The 18,456-nt window shown below is 38.5% G+C and carries 16 protein-coding genes and 2 pseudogenes; 14 read left to right on the plus strand and 4 right to left on the minus strand.

What is annotated here, in order from left to right; all coding sequences use genetic code 11:
- Positions 1–6 precede the first annotated feature (6 nt).
- A complete protein-coding gene (gene hcaR, locus HJG58_RS10315) occupies positions 7–906 on the minus strand; it encodes a DNA-binding transcriptional regulator HcaR (RefSeq protein WP_170248789.1) in 900 nt (299 codons plus the stop codon).
- A gap of 264 nt (positions 907–1,170) precedes the next feature.
- Here hcaR and hcaE point away from each other — a divergent pair, with 264 nt between their 5' ends.
- The 9 genes from hcaE to HJG58_RS10360 all read left to right on the plus strand — a co-directional run bounded on the left by hcaE (position 1,171) and on the right by HJG58_RS10360 (position 10,411).
- Entirely contained in the window at positions 1,171–2,574 is a 1,404-nt protein-coding gene (gene hcaE / locus HJG58_RS10320; RefSeq protein WP_170248790.1) for a 3-phenylpropionate/cinnamic acid dioxygenase subunit alpha, read from the plus strand.
- A complete protein-coding gene (gene hcaF / locus HJG58_RS10325; RefSeq protein ID WP_170248791.1) occupies positions 2,571–3,131 on the plus strand; it encodes a 3-phenylpropionate/cinnamic acid dioxygenase subunit beta in 561 nt (186 codons plus the stop codon). Before hcaE ends, hcaF begins: the two co-directional genes overlap by 4 nt.
- A complete protein-coding gene (hcaC, locus tag HJG58_RS10330) occupies positions 3,131–3,457 on the plus strand; it encodes a 3-phenylpropionate/cinnamic acid dioxygenase ferredoxin subunit (RefSeq protein WP_170248792.1) in 327 nt (108 codons plus the stop codon). Before hcaF ends, hcaC begins: the two co-directional genes overlap by 1 nt.
- 2 nt (positions 3,458–3,459) lie before the next feature.
- Positions 3,460–4,275, plus strand: coding sequence for a 3-phenylpropionate-dihydrodiol/cinnamic acid-dihydrodiol dehydrogenase (gene hcaB / locus HJG58_RS10335; RefSeq protein WP_170248793.1), 816 nt, complete (start codon positions 3,460–3,462; stop codon positions 4,273–4,275).
- Between the two features lie 62 nt (positions 4,276–4,337).
- Complete coding sequence (locus HJG58_RS10340; RefSeq protein WP_170248794.1) at positions 4,338–5,294, plus strand: 3-carboxyethylcatechol 2,3-dioxygenase; 957 nt, start codon at positions 4,338–4,340, stop codon at positions 5,292–5,294.
- Positions 5,295–5,304: 10 nt separating this feature from the next.
- Complete coding sequence (hcaD, locus tag HJG58_RS10345) at positions 5,305–6,525, plus strand: 3-phenylpropionate/cinnamic acid dioxygenase ferredoxin--NAD(+) reductase subunit (protein ID WP_170248795.1); 1,221 nt, start codon at positions 5,305–5,307, stop codon at positions 6,523–6,525.
- A gap of 420 nt (positions 6,526–6,945) precedes the next feature.
- On the plus strand, positions 6,946–8,151 hold the full coding sequence (gene mhpT, locus HJG58_RS10350; RefSeq protein WP_170248796.1) for a 3-(3-hydroxy-phenyl)propionate transporter MhpT: 1,206 nt from the start codon (positions 6,946–6,948) through the stop codon (positions 8,149–8,151).
- A gap of 171 nt (positions 8,152–8,322) precedes the next feature.
- The gene (locus HJG58_RS10355; protein ID WP_170248797.1) at positions 8,323–9,513 is read left to right on the plus strand and encodes an MFS transporter; all 1,191 of its coding nucleotides are present in this window, start codon (positions 8,323–8,325) and stop codon (positions 9,511–9,513) included.
- Position 9,514: 1 nt separating this feature from the next.
- Positions 9,515–10,411, plus strand: a complete 897-nt coding sequence (locus HJG58_RS10360) for a LysR substrate-binding domain-containing protein (protein WP_170248798.1) — start codon at positions 9,515–9,517, stop codon at positions 10,409–10,411.
- A gap of 32 nt (positions 10,412–10,443) precedes the next feature.
- Here the strand turns inward: HJG58_RS10360 and HJG58_RS10365 are convergent, their stop codons facing one another.
- Positions 10,444–12,054, minus strand: coding sequence for a bifunctional 3-(3-hydroxy-phenyl)propionate/3-hydroxycinnamic acid hydroxylase (locus tag HJG58_RS10365; RefSeq protein ID WP_170248799.1), 1,611 nt, complete (start codon positions 12,052–12,054; stop codon positions 10,444–10,446).
- Positions 12,055–12,527: 473 nt separating this feature from the next.
- Between HJG58_RS10365 and HJG58_RS10370 the strand changes: the two genes are divergently transcribed.
- The 4 genes and pseudogenes from HJG58_RS10370 to HJG58_RS10385 all read left to right on the plus strand — a co-directional run bounded on the left by HJG58_RS10370 (position 12,528) and on the right by HJG58_RS10385 (position 15,841).
- Entirely contained in the window at positions 12,528–13,358 is an 831-nt protein-coding gene (locus HJG58_RS10370) for an alpha/beta fold hydrolase (protein ID WP_170248800.1), read from the plus strand.
- Positions 13,359–13,518: 160 nt separating this feature from the next.
- Positions 13,519–14,757 (plus strand): NADH:flavin oxidoreductase/NADH oxidase family protein, encoded by a 1,239-nt coding sequence (locus tag HJG58_RS10375; protein WP_170248801.1) that lies wholly within the window; start codon positions 13,519–13,521, stop codon positions 14,755–14,757.
- Positions 14,758–14,779: 22 nt separating this feature from the next.
- Positions 14,780–15,110: pseudogene (locus HJG58_RS10380) on the plus strand (saccharopine dehydrogenase NADP-binding domain-containing protein); the annotation flags it as partial.
- Between the two features lie 155 nt (positions 15,111–15,265).
- Complete coding sequence (locus HJG58_RS10385) at positions 15,266–15,841, plus strand: dihydrofolate reductase family protein (protein WP_170248802.1); 576 nt, start codon at positions 15,266–15,268, stop codon at positions 15,839–15,841.
- Between the two features lie 48 nt (positions 15,842–15,889).
- Here the strand turns inward: HJG58_RS10385 and HJG58_RS10390 are convergent, their stop codons facing one another.
- On the minus strand, positions 15,890–16,306 hold the full coding sequence (locus HJG58_RS10390; protein WP_170248803.1) for a MerR family transcriptional regulator: 417 nt from the start codon (positions 16,304–16,306) through the stop codon (positions 15,890–15,892).
- Positions 16,307–16,461: 155 nt separating this feature from the next.
- Between HJG58_RS10390 and HJG58_RS10395 the strand changes: the two genes are divergently transcribed.
- Positions 16,462–17,154 (plus strand): type 1 glutamine amidotransferase domain-containing protein, encoded by a 693-nt coding sequence (locus HJG58_RS10395; RefSeq protein ID WP_170248804.1) that lies wholly within the window; start codon positions 16,462–16,464, stop codon positions 17,152–17,154.
- A gap of 94 nt (positions 17,155–17,248) precedes the next feature.
- Here HJG58_RS10395 and HJG58_RS10400 read toward each other — a convergent pair.
- A pseudogene (locus HJG58_RS10400) lies at positions 17,249–18,454 on the minus strand (NAD(P)/FAD-dependent oxidoreductase).
- Positions 18,455–18,456 lie beyond the last annotated feature (2 nt).

Here is an 18,456-nt window from a genome sequence, read left to right on the forward strand (position 1 = left end):
AGGATTTTAAGACCGATTAATATTTAAGTAAAAAACTTTACTCAATAAATCGATAAACTCTTTAACACCCGAAGACTCAGCATCTTTTCTATAGCTGACATATAAATCTAAAAAAGGTAGATCAACATCTAAGGGGCGAGTGACAATATTATTTAAAGTTAATGGTTCTATATAACTAGGTAAAATGCCACAGCCTAACCCCATTCCTATTGAGTTAATATTAAATAAAATATTATGTGCAGTCTGAACAATATTAAATTTAATATTGTGTATTTCGGCAAAATTAAGAATTGTATGATGTAAAATTGAAGACTGTTCTGAAGATGGAATAATAAAGTCAATATTGTTTAAAAGCCTGACGGGTATACGTTCGTATTGTGCAAGTGGGTGATTTCGAGGAAGCAATAGCATTAGCGGTTCACGTAATACGAACTGGCTTTGTATTTCATCGTTATTTAAGTTATCCCTCATAAATGCAATATCAATGACTCCATTCTTTAATGCCTCCATTTGTTCGGTATTATTCATACTGCGTAATTCAATTTTGAGGTTTGGATTTTGTACCCGTAAACTTGGAAGAACAGATGGAAAAACTTTCATTTCTACTACTGGAACAAAACCAATCGTCAGTTGTTGTTTTTTAAATTTCGAAACTTGACGAGCCATTGCAATCGCTTTATCTGCTTGAGCTAACGTTAAACGCGCTTGCTCAAGAAATACACTTCCTTCTTCGGTGAGTTCGACTTTACGTTTAGTGCGATGTAGTAATGTAACACCAACCTCATCCTCAAGGTCTTTAATTTGTTGACTTAATGATGGTTGAGCTGTGTAGAGGCGAAGTGCAGCTTTACTAAAGTTGAGTTCTTCAGCCACCATTACAAAGTAGCGTAAATGACGTAATTCCATATCAGTTGTGATCCCAAAATCCTATTATTAACGTTGGATAGTTAATAAAATATGCTAAATGCTTGAAAACCATAAATCCGTTTATAAAACCACTGATCAGTATCAGTCGAACTTAATTTTAATATTTAAAATCTATAATGAATAATTCATAAAAAGTCTAATTTGAAACAAATAAAATATTTCACTTAAAACAGTTAAAAAATCATTATCCATTCAAATTGAATTTTATGTTGTGCGTTTTTGGCGGCAGCAGGAGTGCTTCTCATGAATGGAAAAATTGAAGTGTGTGAAATCGATGCTTTAGTCGATGCACAAAATGGACGTATCTCGCCAACTATCTATACAGATCCACAATTATACGAACTAGAGTTAGAGCGTGTTTTTGGACGTTGTTGGTTATTTCTTTGTCACGAAAGCCAGATTCCAAAATCAGGCGACTTTTTCAATACGTATATGGGTGAGGACCCAATTATTGTTACGCGTCAAAAAGACGGTTCTATTAAAGCATTATTAAATCAATGTCGTCACCGTTCTATGCGGGTTAGCTATGCTGACTGTGGTAATACGCGTGCGTTTACCTGCCCATATCATGGCTGGTCCTATGGCATTGACGGTTCTCTTAAAGATATTCCATTGGAAGGTGTTGCCTTCCCACATGGTGCTTGTAAAGAACAATGGGGATTGCAAGAGGTTCCTCGTGTTGCAAGCTATAAAGGTTTGGTCTTTGGTTGTTGGGCAGATGACACACCCGAATTACTCGACTATATGGGTGATATTGCTTGGTATCTCGATGCAATGATTGACCGCCGTGAAGGTGGTTCGGAAGTCATTGGTGGCATTCATAAATGGGAAATTAACTGTAACTGGAAATTTGCAGCAGAACAGTTTGCTTCTGATCAATACCACGCGCCGTACTCGCATGCCTCTGCAGTACAAGTTTTAGGTGGTAAACCAAATGATGATGCTTCTAAAGCATTAGGTACAGCACAAACGGCACGTCCAGTTTGGGAAACAGCAGAAAGCTGTGTGCAATATGGTCAACGTGGCCATGGTTCAGGTTTCTTTCTGACCGAAAAACCAGATGCCAATTTCTGGGTTGATGGTCAAGTAGCAGATTACTTCCGCGAAACCTATGAAGAAACCAAAGAGCGTTTGGGTGATACTCGTGCTTTGCGTTTGGCAGGACATAACACCATGTTCCCAACTTTGTCTTGGCTGAATGGTATGACGACGATGCGTATTTGGCATCCACGTGGACCAGATAAAACTGAAGTTTGGGCTTTCTGTATCACGGATAAAGTAGCACCGCAGCACATCAAAGAAGCGATGGAGTTGAATGCTTGTCGAGCATTTGGCCCAGCTGGTTTTGCTGAAGCAGACGATGGTGAAAACTGGATTGAGATCCAGAAAGTGTTACGTGGTTATAAAGCGCGAAAAAGCAAACTCATTATGGAAATGGGTCTTGGCAATGAAAAATACCGTGAAGATGGTATTCCAGGTATTACTAACCATGTTTTCTCTGAAACTGCTGCACGTGGCATGTATCGTCATTGGGCAAACCTGTTGATGCATGAAAAATGGGAAGACGTACAACGGGCAGATGAGGCTTATGAGCAAGAGCTTTTGAAAAAAGCGGCTAAAAAGGATGAGAAGGAGCTTGTGAAATGAACCAGATCATTGACTCATTAAAACCACAGCCAATATGGCGTTCTATTGGATTGGAACTTCACCACGACATTAGTCAGTTTCTGTATGCAGAAGCACAATTGTTAGATGATTGGAAGTTTCGAGATTGGTTGGATATTTTAAGCGAAGACATTTTATATACGCTCAAAACGACGACAAATGCGCAAACACGTGATCGTCGTAAATGTATTGCCCCACCATCAACATGGATTTATCACGACGACAAATTTGTACTAGAGCGTCGCGTAGCAAAATTAGAAACAGGGATGTCGTGGTCCGAAGAACCACCATCACGTACTCGTCACTTGATTACTAATATTCGGGTCGAAGCAACTGCGCAAGCAAATGAATATCAAGTTTTTAGTAATTATTTGCTTTATCGCTCGCAAAAAGAAAAAGACGTATTGACCTATGTTGGTAAACGAGTTGATCTGATTCGAAAAGATGATAGCAGTAGTTTAGGTTGGAAAATTGCTAAACGCGATATCACCCTCGATCAAGCGACTTTGATTTCTCACAATATTACGGTGTTTTTCTAATGAATAAGATTTTCGTTTGTCAGATTGATGAGTTGGATGAAGGCGAAGCGCTGAAAGTAGATTGTAATGTAGGTGATATTGCTGCACTCGCTGTATTTAATTTCAATGGTGAATTTTTTGCCATGAATGATAAATGCAGTCATGGTAATGCTTCTATGTCAGAAGGCTACCTAGAGGATGATGGCACGGTTGAATGTCCACTTCATGCATCACGTTTTTGTTTGAAAACTGGCGTACCACAATGTGTACCAGCAACTGATCCAATTCAGACATTTCCAGTGGTAATTGAAGACGGCGCACTTTATGTTGAAATTATTGGAGCGTAATGATGGGCTGGCTAGAGGATGAAGTTGCACTAATTACTGGTGGTGGTTCGGGACTAGGGCTTGCGTTGGTTGAGCGCTTTTTGCAAGAGGGTGCGCATGTTGGTGTGTTGCAACGGTCTCAATCAAAAATAGATGAATTGATTGCACGCTATGGTGACAAAATTGTGGCGATTAATGGAGATGTGGCGAGTTTTCAGGATAACGTTCGTGCTGTGCAGGCTACAGTAGAACGTTTTGGAAAACTGGACTGTTTTATTGGTAACGCTGGTATTTGGGATCATTATGCCGACATCGTTAACATGAGTGGCGAACAGTTAGATAAAGCCTTTGATGAAATCATGAGTATTAATACTAAAGGCTATTTGTTAGGTGCCAAAGCTGCTTTAGACGAGCTACTTAAAACCGAAGGTTCGATGATTTTTACCTTATCTAACTCGGCTTTTTATTCATCTGGTGGTGGGCCAATTTATACTGCCTCAAAACATGCTGGTGTAGGTTTAGTGCGTGAACTTGCTTATGAATTAGCACCTAAAATCCGCGTGAATGCGGTTTCTCCCTCTGGTATGAATGTCAATGTAAAGGGCGCTGCTTCGCTTGGGCAAGAAAATCTAGGACTCCTTGATGCACGCGATCCCCAAAAAATTGGGCAAGGCATGCCACTGAAATTTTTACCAGAACCTGAAGATATGACGGGCTCTTATGTATTACTCGCATCTCGTCAAAATAACCGGCCATTATCGGGTGTTTTCATTAACGCTGACTGTGGTTTGGGCATTCGTGGCTTACGCCAAGCGAATGCTGGCTTTTTTGATGCTTAATTTTAATCCGATATTAATGGACTAATAAGACAGCTAAAACTGTCTTATTTCGGAGCTAAATCATGACTGTTAAACTTATTTGCGCTTCTCATAGCCCGCTAATGGAATTTGCGTCTCCAGCAGAACAACACCAAGAACAAACGGTGCGTAAGACGTTTGAAAAGCTCGCTTCAGAGGTCAAAGCATACGACCCAACTTTAATAATTGCCTTTGGACCAGATCATTTTAACGGCTTCTTTTATGATCTAATGCCGAGTTTCTGTGTGGGTGTCCGTGCAACAGCAGCAGGTGACTGGAATTATGGTCCTGGTGAGCTTAATGTGCCTGAAAACACAGCATTAAATTTAATTCGAAAAGTCCTTGATGAAGGTGTAGATGTTTCATATTCATATCGTATGCAAGCGGATCATGGGGTAACACAGCCGCTGCATTTTTTATGTAACGGCCAACTTAATCGCTATCCAACCATTCCAATATTTATTAATGGTGCTGCCGCACCAATGCCGACCACAAAGCGGACTATTGCATTAGGTCGTGCAATTGGTACCTTTATTAAGTCAATCAATCTGGACAATGAACGTATATTGATTTTAGGTACAGGCGGTCTTTCACATGATCCTCCAACACCTCAGATGGGTTCGGTACCACCAGAAGTTGAAGAATTTCTGATTGCTGGACGAAACCCTACAAGTGAAGCTAGAAATGCACGTCAGGCCAAAATCATTTCAGTTGGACAACGTTTAGCAGCAGGTGACAAGAGTGTATCTGTACCGCTTAATCCGGAGTGGGATGAGCGGTTATTGGAAAAATTCAAAAATGCAGACTTTATTGCGCTTGAAGCGATGACTGAAGACGAAATACGACGTGAAGGTGGGCGCGGGGGACAAGAAGTCCGAACTTGGATGGCTGCTTTTGCTGCACTACACACAGTGGGTGATTATGAAATGACCTTACATTGCTATGAACCAATCAGTGAATGGATTGCTGGCTTTGGCATAGTCTCTGCCGAGCTGAAATAAAGGGTAAGCAATGAATATTCAAACTATTGTCATTATTGGTGCCGGGCAAGCTGGTGCAAGTGCTATTTTAGAATTACGTGCTAACAAATATGAAGGTCGAATTATTTTAATAGGTGATGAACCCCATTTACCTTATGAGCGTCCGCCTTTGTCTAAAGATATGATTCTCAGACCTGAACAGACTAAAATTGAGATTCTGTCTCAACAGAAACTAGAAGACCTAGGTGTTGAGTTCATTAAAGGTAATGCCGTTGTAAAGATTGTACCTGAACAATATCAAGTGATTTTGGAAAATGGTGAACATGTCTATTATGACAAGTTATTATTGGCAACTGGTGGTTCACCTCGCCGTCTTCCGGTTTTGGATGGGGTGGGTAAAAAGGTTTATACCCTACGGAATCTAGACGATTCACAAGCTTTAATTCCGGTTTTTCAGCCAAAGAATCGGATTGTATTGGTTGGTGGTGGTGTCATTGGTCTAGAGTTAGCGTCTAGTGCTCGATTTAAAGGTTGTCATGTAACTGTTCTAGAACAAAGTGCAATGATCATGGGACGTTCGCCAGCCATAATTAGTGACTTTTTACTTGATCAGCACCGTAGTCGAGGTGTTGATATTCGACTCAATGTGAAAATTGCTGATACCGAACTGCGCGGCGAAGAAATTGTCATTCTATTGGAAAGTGGTGAAGAGATCATTGCCGATGCTATTGTTTATGGGGTTGGAATTGTGCCAAATGCCCAATTGGCCGTAGACGCTGGTTTAGACGTAGATTTTGCTATTAAAGTGAATGAAAATTGTCAGACTTCCCATCCAGATATTTATGCTGCTGGTGATGTAGCAACACAACTAAGTACTAATGGTCATTATATTCGTATAGAAACTTGGGAAAATGCCAATAACCAAGCGGGTACTTTTGCTCGTCATGTTATGCAGGTAGAGCATCCTAAAGTAAATCCATCATGGTTTTGGACCGACCAATATGACCTGAACTTTCAATTTGTTGGAGATATGTCGGCAAAAGAGTGGCATATTCGAGGCAATATGAATCCGCAAGAAAATCAAAAAGTGGGATTTACCTTATTTGGATTAGATCAAGGCATTGTTGTTGCTGGTATTGCTGTTAATCAAGCTAAAGATGTGAGGCATTTAAAAAAATTGGTTTCTAGTTCTATCGCCTTTGATAAAGAAAAAATGCTAGATGTCTCAATTGAATTGCGAAAATTAATTTAAATAAAGTCGTTATACTAAAGACCTATTTAACGTTGAAAAGAAAAACCGTCATGATTATATGACGGTTTTTTTATGCCTGATTATAGATATCACATAAAAATTGAAAGCATTAATACTTAATTTGAACTGTATAATAACTTTTAACTATTGAAAAAGCAGTTTTGTTTCATCGAGATTAATCTGTTTTTTAGATATATAAATTTAAAAAGCTTGCTAATTTATCTCTAACTAACTGAAATTTAATTTAATTTTCATACTTAATTATAAGTGATTTGTCTAAGAATAAAATATATTAAAGAAAATGAAATTTTTTTCTTTTTTGTTTTTACGGATAAATAAAACTTAAGGCTAATGTCGAAATCAAAGTGATTAATAAATGATGTGCTGTGATTTTTCAAACTGATAGAAAAGGATTTTTCTATGAACCGTGCAGGAAATAAGCACTCTATTATTACGATCGCCATTTGTTTTCTAATCGCTGTGATTGAGGGAATTGATATACAGGCAGCTGGTATTGCGGCTGTTGGTATTCGAGAATCCTTTGGTTTAAATAGCTCTCAACTAGGTATTTTTTTTAGTGCAGGAATATTGGGGTTATTACCCGGTGCATTAATTGGTGGACGTTATGCAGACCGCATTGGCCGTAAGATGGTGTTGATCGGAGCTGTGGCTATTTTTGCTGTATTTACCCTTTTTACAGTCTGGGTAAATACTTTCTATACTTTGCTATTGGTACGCTTTCTTGCTGGAGCAGGTTTAGGGGCTGCAATGCCGAATTTGATTGCTCTTGTTTCAGAAGCTGTTTCTAACGAAAATCGTGGTCGTGCCGTTGGCCTAATGTATTGTGGTATGCCAATAGGAGCCATCTTAGTATCTTTACTAGCAGCCTACGATGTAAGCGGTCACTGGCAAACGATTTTCTATGTAGGAGGAATTGTTCCATTGCTTGTGATTCCTCTTATGGTCAAATTTTTACCAGAATCTCGAGAGTTTTTACAAACGAGATTTCAAGATAAATCGATTACGTATATACAAAGCTCTTTTAAAAACCTTTTTCAAAATAATTATGCTTCGCAGACCTTATTACTGTGGGCAAGCTATTTCTTTACCTTGATGGTTGTTTACATCATGTTGAGTTGGTTACCGTCTCTATTTATGGAGTTAGGATTCTCTCGTCAACAGGGCAGCTTAGCTCAAGTATTTTTTCAAATGGGAGCTGCCATTGGTACAGTTGTATTGGGTATTTTGATTGACCGTTGGAATAAAGCTTATGTGATTATACTTATGTATATAGGTATTTTAGCTGGTTTATTTAGTTTAAATGGAGCTGGAAATTTAACTGCAATGTATGCAGCCGCAGCCTTAATGGGAACATTTACCATTGGTGGTCAAGGCGTTTTATATGCTTTTGGAAGTATTGTGTACCCGACTGAAATCCGGGCAACTGGAGTAGGTAGTGCAGCAGCAGTTGGACGTATTGGTGCAATGTTGGGTCCCGCAATTGCTGGTCAGTTACTTGCCATGGGAAGTGGTGCTACAGGTGTTATTTCCGCTGCTATTCCTGGAATTGTCATTTCAGCATTACTGATGCTTTTGGTGATTCGTCGATTACATCAGACTAAATAGCTCAAATAAAACAATGAAAAAAGCTCAGATTTTCGGAGCTTTTTTCATTTATGAAACTATTCAAGAAACCTCAAACCTTATTCACTGCAAGCTTAAAAACAAATCACTCATTGTAAATGTCAGATGAATTTATTTCTTGTTCTAAAAAAGAACCTTAATTGAGTAAGAGAAATGTACCCAGCTGCCCAGCAAAAGCTTTGGAATCGTTCATTTATCCTTTGTGTATTAAACAACCTTTTTTTATTCATTTATTACTATGCTTTGCTCACCATATTACCCCTTTATATTTTAAAAGAATTATCAGGTTCAATTAGTCAGGCAGGTTTGGCATTAACTTTATTTTTGATTTCATCGATTGCCATTCGTCCTTTTGCTGGTTTGATCATTGAACGTTTCGGCGAAAAAACAGTGTTGCGAGGTTCAGCATTACTGTTTGCATTTTTGGCGCTTGGTTATTTATGTGTAAATCAACTATGGATATTACTGATGATCCGATTCGTGCATGGAATCTGGTTTAGTATTTTAACTACGGTCACCGTACCTATTGTGAATGAATTCATTCCAGAGCAGAGGAAAGGCGAAGGCATGGGGTATTTCGTCATGTCTACAAATTTAGCGGTTGTATTTGGGCCAATGATTGCACTAGCTACTCTACGTTACACTAGTTTTTATAACCTATTTATTCTTCTCACTTTAATTGTATGTATGGGTTTATTTTTTTGCTTTCTTATACCGGTGACATCGTTAAAAGATAGGCAGTGGGTACAAGCAAAGAAGAAAATTAGTTTAAACGATATTATTGAAAGGAAAGTAATTCCTATTGGTTTGATTGCATTATTCGTTGCAATGGCTTATTCAAGCATCATGAGCTTTATAAGTATCTATAGTGAAACTAAAAACTTACTCCCTGCAACAAGTGTATTTTTTATTGTTTTTGCAATATCAATGATTATGGCGCGTCCTTGGGTTGGCTATTCATACGATAAAAGAGGGGCTAACTCAGTTGTTTATCCTTCGTTTATTCTTTTTTCGGTAGGATTGTTCTTGGTGAGTCAAATGCAAACCCAGTGGGAATATTGGTTTGCTGCTGCTTTAATCGGTGCGGGGTATGGCTCACTTTTTCCTGTTTTTCAAACCATGGCTATACAAACGGTCGAGAAAAACAGAATTGGGTATGCGGTTTCAACCTTTTTTACTTTATTTGATTTAGGGATGGCGATTGGTTCGCTTATGGTAGGATTTATTATTGCCCATATAGGCTATGAGAAAACTTACCAGTTATGTGCATGGCTAACGATAATGACTTTATTTTTATATCGTTGGCTATGTAATCGAGATACAAACACAAAAATTGGGATATGACATGGAATTACGTCACTTACGCTATTTTGTTGCGGTCGCTGAAGAGCTAAATTTTACGAAAGCAGCATTACGAATGCATACGGTACAGCCTTCGCTCAGTCAACAGATTAAAGACTTAGAAGATGAAGTTGGTGTTCAGCTTTTTATACGCAGCAAACGAAAAGTCGAGCTTACAAAAGCAGGGGAAGTTTTTTTTAAAGAAGCGCTTATTATTTTAGAACACACCGAGAAAGCCATTAGCTTGGCTAGACAAACTGCAAAAGTTGAACAAGAACAATTAAATATTGGCTTTGTTCCAGTCGCTGAAATGAAAGTTTTTTCTTATATCATGCCGAATATTAGAGCGCATTTCCCAGAGCTTAAAATTGATTTTCAAAGTTTAACTGATGATGCTCAACTACAGGCGCTTAAAAAGGGGGAAATAGATATTGCTTTTACGCGTTATGGGGCAAATACAGGTGAACTGGTTTCTATTCAAATCTTCCAAGAGCCACTCACTTTAATTATTCCTAAAAACTCGCCAGAAGCACAGCAAGAACGCATTAGTATAAAAAGTTTTGAGCATCATAATTTTGTGATGTGTAATGAAGAAGCTTCACCTGAGCTTTATCGAATTATTGATGGTTTTTTTAAAAAATCTAAACTGAATGTTAATATTGTGCAGCATTCAACCAACATTTTACTCAATGTTAATTTAGTGGGAATGGAAATTGGTTGGAGTCTCGTTCCTCAGTATGTTATTCCATTGTTAGGGGATAAAATTGTAGTTAAAAAGACGGTAGAACCTTTACCAATGATAGGTCTACACGTTTCTTATCGCAAAGACCATGTAAACAAAGCTATAGATTTAATTTTGGATGTACTTAAAAAACAGTTTCATCTAAATTTTGCATTTTAAAAAAGCCATTCTAAAGAATGGCTTAATTATACTTAGTTGATCAAATGCATTTTTTGGAACAGTTCTTCACTTATACTATTTACAGTTTGAGGAATGGCGAGACCTGCAATAAAACGGTCAGGTCTTAAAATCACCATAGATTGATTTGTTTGGCTAAACCAAGAGCGAATTTCAGTGTCTAGATCACCAATAGTAATTACATGTTCGTCAGAAGGTCGATTCGGAGCGTCTAACTGAATCGCAGGTATGACTTGAATAAATTTAATACCTAATTTAGCCCATTTTTTCATACTATTTGGTGAGATTCCCCAAGTAGGATTAACTCCCCAAGCAAGAATGGCAAAGTTATTACCAATCACTTCGTCGAGTAAAACTTTGTCTTTATTTTCAAGCTGGACATGAGGCTGGATGAACATCTTGCCGACAGGTGTATTCTTTTCTGGAAAAGGTGCCAATATGCCTTGATGATATTTCGGCATGGGTTTAAAACGCATTTCTAACAAATAACGTTTTATCGGTTGTATGTAATTTAATACATAAGCAATACCGTCACGAAGAACACCTTGCCATTTCTTTGGTGGAGCAAGAACATGTCCTGCTAAAACAGATAAATTAATCATGGCTTGAGCGTGGTCTTTTCTTTCTAGTTGGTAACTGTCTAGAATCTCTGGTTTTGCAATTTTTTTAATGACTAATGCCATTTTCCAAGCAAGATTAAAAGCATCACGCATGCCACTATTGTAACCTTGACCTTGCCATACAGGCATAATATGTGCTGCATCTCCAGCTAATAAAATACGGTCTACACGAAAACGGTCTGCAATCCGTGCATTGTGTGTATAAACACGTTGACGTATCACTTCGATATTGTCCGTATGAGGTAAAACTTTACTCAATAAACGATTAATATTTTCGGGTTTACTCAATTCTTCCTGAGTTTCTCCAGGCATTACCATAAACTCAAAACGACGAATACCATGTGGCAAAGCTGCCGATACATAAGGACGTACAGGATCACAGCATAAATATACATGAGGCGTCGCTAGTGGATCGTTGGCAAGATCAATAACAATCCATTGGTTTGGAGCAGTTTCACCCTCAAAATTAATGTTAAGTGTACGGCGTACAAATGAATTTCCACCATCGCAAGCAATTAAATACTGCGCTTGAACAATTTCCTGCTTTTGATCTTTAGTCGTTAAATTTAACGTTACATGGTCTTTGTCTTGAGTGAAGCTATTTAATTGACGTGAAAAACGCACCTCTGTGGTTGGATAGGCTGCTAAACCTTCCAGTAAAACACGGTCAACTTGGGGTTGGATAAATGCATTACGACGTGGCCAGCCAAATTCGCGAGTCATAGGCTGAATATCCGCAAAACAGCGACCTTTAGGTGTTAAAAACCGCATAGCATGATTAGGGGTAGTGTGCGGTAAAACTTGTTTGATTAAACCTACTGACTGAATCGTGCGTAATGATTCATCATCAATACCAATCGCTCTTGGATAATCAATGAGTTGGTCTAGTTGTTCAATAACAGTAACTTGTACACCTTGTTTACTTAAATAATTTGCAATTGTTAACCCAACTGGGCCTGCACCTAAAATTGCAACTTCCGTGGTGTAATGTTGAGTCTGATTCACAGTAAATATCCCTTACTATCAAGTTTTCTTATTAATATCAAAATTGAAACAAAGCTAAATTTAATCAATAGTTTAATAAGACGACTTTTTGAAAGGTAATGTATGCCTTATTGATTTTAATATATTGTATTTAAATGATTTTTAAATATTTTGTAATAGGTTTTTTTAATCCAATCATTGTTTTAAATTATATATAATTGTATGGAGGTTGGAACGACGTTTAATCAACCTTTTCATTCGCCATTATTTTCTTAGCTATTTTCACGAAAGTAAAAAATTCAGTACTAGAATAGATATCAACCGAAAAAAATTACTTTTACATTAATTGACTGAGTAATTACTGTTGCTCATATCAGAGCATGTTAATTTATGTGCAACATTGTTATTAGAACATCAAAGCTCATTTTAACTGAGTATAAATATTCAAATCTTTATAACGAATCAACAAGCAGTTTTTCATTAGGAGAACAAAGATGGGATATGTAACCACAAAAGATGGCGTAGAAATTTTCTATAAAGATTGGGGACCACGCGATGCCCAAGTTTTATTTTTTCATCACGGTTGGCCTTTAAGTTCAGATGATTGGGACACGCAATTGCTTTTTTTCCTTAAAGAAGGTTTTCGTGTAGTTGCTCATGACCGCCGTGGACATGGGCGTTCGAGTCAGGTGTGGGATGGTCACGATATGGACCATTATGCAGATGACGTTGCAGAAGTGGTTAAACATCTAAATATTAAAAATGCAATTCACATTGGCCATTCAACGGGTGGCGGTGAAGTGGTTCACTATATTGCACGTCATGGCCAAGACAATGTTAAAAAAGCTGTACTTGTCAGTGCAGTACCCCCACTAATGGTTAAAACTGAAAATAATCCTGAAGGTTTACCAAAAGAAGTTTTTGATGACCTTCAAAACCAAGTCCTTACAAACCGTGCGCAATTTTTCCGCGACTTGCCATCTGGCCCGTTCTATGGTTTTAACCGACCAGATGCGAAACCCTCTGAAGGCATCATCTCTAACTGGTGGCGTCAGGGTATGACGGGTAGTGCAAAAGCGCATTACGATGGTATTGTGGCGTTCTCACAAACTGACTTTACCGAAGATTTAAAGAAAATCACCATTCCTGTTTTAGTGTTACATGGTGACGGTGACCAGATCGTGCCTTATAAAACGTCTGGCGTAAAATCTGCAGAGTTACTTCAAAATAGCCAACTCAAAATCTACCCAGGTTTTTCTCACGGTATGTTAACTGTAAACCATGAAGTGATTAATGCTGATTTGTTGGCGTTTATTCGTGAATAATTTAAAGATTTAAACTTTAAAAAAGAGGCCTATTAAGTGCCTCTTTTTTTTATATAAAAATTAATGAATTCAAATGTCTAAATATAGAAATACTAAAAGGTATTGACATTAAAGCTAGCTTTAACCTTAAAGTAAAGCCATACTGAATGAGGTCATTCCAATGAAAGTGTTCGAAAAATTAGTATTCCCAAATGGCTCATATGTTTCTAACCGTATTGCTAAAGCGGCAATGGAAGAAAACATGGCTGATTTAAACCATGCACCATCAGAAGAATTAATACGTTTATATCAAGCTTGGGCAAATGGTGGCGTAGGTCTAATTATTACTGGAAATGTGATGGTAGACCGCCGAGCGATGACTGGACCGGGTGGTGTAGTATTAGAAGATGAGCAGCATCTAGATACTTTTAAAAAATGGGCACAAATTGGTCGTTCAAAAGGTACTCAGGTTTGGCTTCAAATTAACCATCCGGGGCGTCAAATGCAAGCGAACCTTGGTCAGCAGACTTGGGCGCCATCGGCTATTTCACTTGATCTTGGCAAAATGTCAAATCGCTTTAATACGCCAATTGAAATGACTGAATCTATGATTGCAGAGGTGATTCAGCGTTTTGCAAACACGGCGCGTTTAGGTGAAAAAGCAGGATTTACAGGTGTAGAAATTCATGCAGCACATGGTTACTTATTAAGCCAGTTTCTTTCTCCTCTCAGCAATAAACGCCAAGATCAGTGGGGTGGTTCTTTAGAAAACCGCGCTCGCATTTTAATTGAGATTGTGGAAGCAGTTCGTAAAGTAGTTTCGCCTCAGTTTACTGTTGCAGTAAAACTGAACTCAGCCGACTTCCAACGCGGTGGATTTAGTGCTGAAGATGCTCAACAAGTAGTTAAAATGCTAAATGAACACGCTGTAGATTTGGTTGAACTTTCAGGCGGTAGCTATGAAGCACCTGCCATGCAAGGTCAAGCTCGTGATGGCCGTACTCTTGCTCGTGAAGCTTATTTTTTAGAATTTGCGCAAGAGATTCGTAAAGTTGCCAAAATGCCTGTTATGGTGACAGGTGGCATACGCCGTAAACAAGTGGCAGAGAAAGTAATTGAAAGCGGTGTAGATATGGTCGGTATTGCCACAGCTTTAGCAATTGAACCTAATTTGCCAAATGCTTGGAAACAAGGCCAGAATCTTACTCCTGAATTAAAACCGATTACTTGGAAGAACAAAACACTTGCTTCGCTTGCCAATATGGCGGTGGTTAAATTCCAGTTACGTAATTTAAGCTCTGGTAAAAAAACAAAACCAAATGTTTCACCAGCTTGGGCTTTAATTTTGCAACAATCAGCGATGTCATGCCGTACCCGCCAATACAAAAAAGGCATGCGTGACTATTCATTTGCTTCTTAATAAGTGAGTTGTGTTATGACAAATTAACGATTCAAACTGGATAATTTATGGAGCAAATGGCTACACGGGCGAGTTAATCGCTCGTGTAGCTGTACGCCAAGCGCTAAAACCAACTTTGGCTGGTCGTTATAAAGCAAAAGTTGCTGTACTTGCTCAAGAGTTGGGACTCGACTAAAGCTTTTGGGGTGGATAACGTAGATGCGGTAAGTGGGCAACTCCAAGGTTTTAAACTGGTCATGCACTGTGCAGGGCCATTTTCAGCATCATCAAAACCTATGATGGAAGCGAGCATTAAAGCAGGCGCTCACCATTTAGATATTACGGGTGAAATCGCTGTATTTGAATTGTCACAGTACCGTAAATGGCTCACTGACAGTAGTGAATTATTTACTCAAAAATACCGTTAAAGGTGGTACATATACACCAGCAAAATTGATGGGTTATAAGCTAGTGACTGAGCTGCCAGATTCTGGTTCGTTGATCGTTATTTAATAGAGGAATGAGAATAATGAGAAAATTAATTCTGTTTTTACACGCATCGCTTGACGGTTTTGTTGAAGGTCCAAATGGGGCAATGGACATAGGATGGATTGCTTATGATGCCGATTTGGCAAAACATGCAAGAGAAATTTTGAGCACTGTCGATACGGTGATTTGGGGACGTGCGACTTACCAGATGATGCATAATTATTGGCCAACCATGCTTTCAAATCCAGAAGCTTCGGAACATGAGCGAAATCATGCTGAATGGATTGAAAAGACTGAGAAAATCGTTTTTTCAACAACCTTAGATAAAGTTGAGTGGAATCATTCCAGACTTGTAAAAGATCATGTTGAAGATGAAATTAATAAGCTCAAACAGCAATCTGGCAAGGATATGATTATTTTGGGGAGCCCTCGATTTGCACACTATTTCATGCAACTTGGTTTAATTGATGAATACAAAATTACGATTTCGCCTGTATTGATTGGTGAAGGCTTGCGACTATTTCAAGGTATTCAGGAAAAGACTAATCTTAAACTCATTGAAAATAAAACTTTTGCTTCTGGAGCAATAGGTCTTCACTATCAAAAGATAGTCTAGTTTTTTCTATATTATTTATATAAAAAAACTTCTATTTGAAGTTAAAAACTACTGAGTGTTTACTTTGTCGAAATAGAGATTCATAAGTCGTTCTGCATTTTCTTCGCAAGTAATTTCATCTGGTTTGTTATTAATAGCTTCAACCATGGTTCGTAAATTTTGCTTACTTACTTTTAACTTTTCTTCTAAAAGTTCTATTTCCTGAATTTTGGATTCAAGCGTTTGGATGAGTGCATCATGGTTCCAAGTAGCAACTTTTGATGGCAAAAAAGCTTTAATTTCTGCTAAAGAAAACCCGACTTGCTGGGCTTGCTGAATGAGGGAAAGCTGCTTTAAATCGTTATCGGTATATTCACGATAGCCATTCGATTTTCTTTTTGCTTTAGGTAAGAGTTTGATTTGCTCGTAATAACGAATTGTAGGGGTGCTTAAGCCGCTTAGTTTCGATAACTCGCTAATATTCATAGCCACATACTCTATTGACATTAAAGTTAACTTTAGACTTATAGTAATGTAAAAGCAAGGTTCATAACTTTACCAAGCGCACACTTTCAGTAACAGCTTTCTATGTTTTGATAGATGAAAGATAGAATTATAAGTATGAAAAATGAGGTGATGAAATGTCTAAACGCATATTACATGTCGTGACCAATATTTCACGCTATAAAGATGTTGATGAACCAACAGGGCTGTGGTTAGGCGAACTCACCCATGCTTATGATGAGTTTGAAAAACAAGGTTATGTGCAAGATATCGTGAGTCCAAATGGCGGAAAAACTCCAATTGAACCAAAATCGCTTGTGCCTCTCGTTGCTGATAAGTCAGTTAAAGACCGAGAAAAAGATCAGGCTTTTATTACGCTGCTGGCAAATACCTTTAAGCCTTCTGATATTAATTGGCAAGATTATGACGTGATCTATTACACAGGTGGTCATGGGGTGATGTGGGATTTTTTAGATAATCCCGAACTTCAAGAAATCACCAAAAATATTTATGAAAAAGGCGGCATTGTTTCGAGTGTTTGTCATGGCTATTGTGGCTTGCTGAATGTCAGACTTTCAAATGGTGAACGACTTATAACAGGCAAAAAATTAACAGGCTTTGCATGGAGTGAAGAGGTTTTGGCAGGAGTGGCAAAAAAGGTGCCATACAATGCTGAAGAATTAGCTAAAGAATATGGTGCACATTATGATAAGGCCTTTATTCCATTTGCACCACACGTGGTTCAGGATGGCAACTTGATTACTGGCCAAAACCCGTTTTCAGCTAAGAAGACGGCTTTAGCGATTATAGAAACGCTTGAAAAGTCATAATTTAATAATTCAAATATAAACCCTAAAAGTAGAACCAGAGATGGGCTTACTTTTAGGGTTTTTAAATAAATGGATTGATCCTGCCAGGTTAAATTTAAGGAACAATCACAAAATCAGGATTGGCTATTGCAAAAACAGCTTCACGGTCTGCAACTGGTGGATAAATCCAGACAGTATTAATTTCCTGTTTAATTTTTTTCGCTTCCTCACGTACAAATTGAACTTGTCGATCCCAACCTTCAGTATAAAGTGCACCCCAAGGACCCAAGTCAACGCAAGTGACATACTTCGTTTGGCTGTATGGATGAAGTGGCAAATCAACTAATTCTGCTGCTGCATTGTAACCTGCTACACGACCTAGGCTCATGGCGTGCTGACACGACATCACGTTAAAATTCCCTAAATCATCGGTAGGAACTTTTACCGTATCGCCAGTCACAAAAATGTTTTTTGCTTCAGGTGCATGTAAATAAGCATCCCCAATCAAACGGCCTAAATTATCTTTTTCACCTGCAATTTGAGAGGCGAGTGGGTTGGCCCGCATGCCCGCAGTCCAGATTACAGTTTCTGTTTCAATTTTTTCGCCATTAGAAAGCGTTACGCCAGTGGCATCTAACGCCGTAACTCGTAGCCCAGCTTTACCTTCAACACCTAGCTCGTTTAGGGCTTCTCGAATAACCGTAGCAGCTTGGTCGCCCATTGCTGCACCAATTTCTGTTGAAGAATCAACTAAAACCACACGAATATCAGTTTCGCCTAAAATACTACGCAGACGTTCAGGCATTTCGGTCACGGTTTCTAACCCAGTCAGTCCACCACCAGCAACAACTACAGTGTTACGCGCTGCATTTGCAGGTTTGTTGGCTAAATTTTTAAGATGTTGATCTAATTTTTCAGCATCTTCTAGGGTGCTTACGTTAAATCCATATTCGGTAAGGCCTGATATCGGGGGCATAAAAGTCGTACTACCGGTTGCCAGAATAAAACGATCATAGCTTAAGGTTTGATTGTTGCCATCAGTGGTTGAAACTTCGATTGTCTGTTGGTTTGAGTCAATTTTATTTACCCAACCTGCCAGAAATTTAACCCCAACCACGCTTAATAACTATGAAATATCAGGGTTCATGTTTTCAAGCACAGCTTCATAAAGGCGAGGACGGATCCCAACATTTGGGCTAGGGGAAACCATCAGCACCTCAATGTTTTGTTCTTGTGAAGCCAAGTGAATTGCTCTTTGGGCAGCGAATGCCGCCCATAAACCAGCAAAGCCAGAACCAGCAATAATAATACGCTTACTCATTT

This window comes from Acinetobacter geminorum (genome assembly GCF_013009345.1).
GTDB classification, from domain to species: domain Bacteria; phylum Pseudomonadota; class Gammaproteobacteria; order Pseudomonadales; family Moraxellaceae; genus Acinetobacter; species Acinetobacter geminorum.

What these genes read in the sequence shown, in the direction of transcription:
- hcaE (WP_170248790.1), top strand. Translation starts at nt 1,171, where the DNA reads ATGAATGGAAAAATTGAAGTGTGTGAAATCGATGCTTTAGTCGATGCA.
- HJG58_RS10360 (WP_170248798.1), top strand. Translation starts at nt 9,515, where the DNA reads ATGGAATTACGTCACTTACGCTATTTTGTTGCGGTCGCTGAAGAGCTA.
- hcaF (WP_170248791.1), top strand. Translation starts at nt 2,571, where the DNA reads ATGAACCAGATCATTGACTCATTAAAACCACAGCCAATATGGCGTTCT.
- HJG58_RS10385 (WP_170248802.1), top strand. Translation starts at nt 15,266, where the DNA reads ATGAGAAAATTAATTCTGTTTTTACACGCATCGCTTGACGGTTTTGTT.
- hcaR (WP_170248789.1), bottom strand. Translation starts at nt 906, where the DNA reads ATGGAATTACGTCATTTACGCTACTTTGTAATGGTGGCTGAAGAACTC.
- HJG58_RS10370 (WP_170248800.1), top strand. Translation starts at nt 12,528, where the DNA reads ATGGGATATGTAACCACAAAAGATGGCGTAGAAATTTTCTATAAAGAT.
- hcaB (WP_170248793.1), top strand. Translation starts at nt 3,460, where the DNA reads ATGGGCTGGCTAGAGGATGAAGTTGCACTAATTACTGGTGGTGGTTCG.
- HJG58_RS10395 (WP_170248804.1), top strand. Translation starts at nt 16,462, where the DNA reads ATGTCTAAACGCATATTACATGTCGTGACCAATATTTCACGCTATAAA.
- HJG58_RS10390 (WP_170248803.1), bottom strand. Translation starts at nt 16,306, where the DNA reads ATGAATATTAGCGAGTTATCGAAACTAAGCGGCTTAAGCACCCCTACA.
- hcaC (WP_170248792.1), top strand. Translation starts at nt 3,131, where the DNA reads ATGAATAAGATTTTCGTTTGTCAGATTGATGAGTTGGATGAAGGCGAA.
- hcaD (WP_170248795.1), top strand. Translation starts at nt 5,305, where the DNA reads ATGAATATTCAAACTATTGTCATTATTGGTGCCGGGCAAGCTGGTGCA.
- HJG58_RS10355 (WP_170248797.1), top strand. Translation starts at nt 8,323, where the DNA reads ATGTACCCAGCTGCCCAGCAAAAGCTTTGGAATCGTTCATTTATCCTT.
- HJG58_RS10340 (WP_170248794.1), top strand. Translation starts at nt 4,338, where the DNA reads ATGACTGTTAAACTTATTTGCGCTTCTCATAGCCCGCTAATGGAATTT.
- HJG58_RS10375 (WP_170248801.1), top strand. Translation starts at nt 13,519, where the DNA reads ATGAAAGTGTTCGAAAAATTAGTATTCCCAAATGGCTCATATGTTTCT.
- mhpT (WP_170248796.1), top strand. Translation starts at nt 6,946, where the DNA reads ATGAACCGTGCAGGAAATAAGCACTCTATTATTACGATCGCCATTTGT.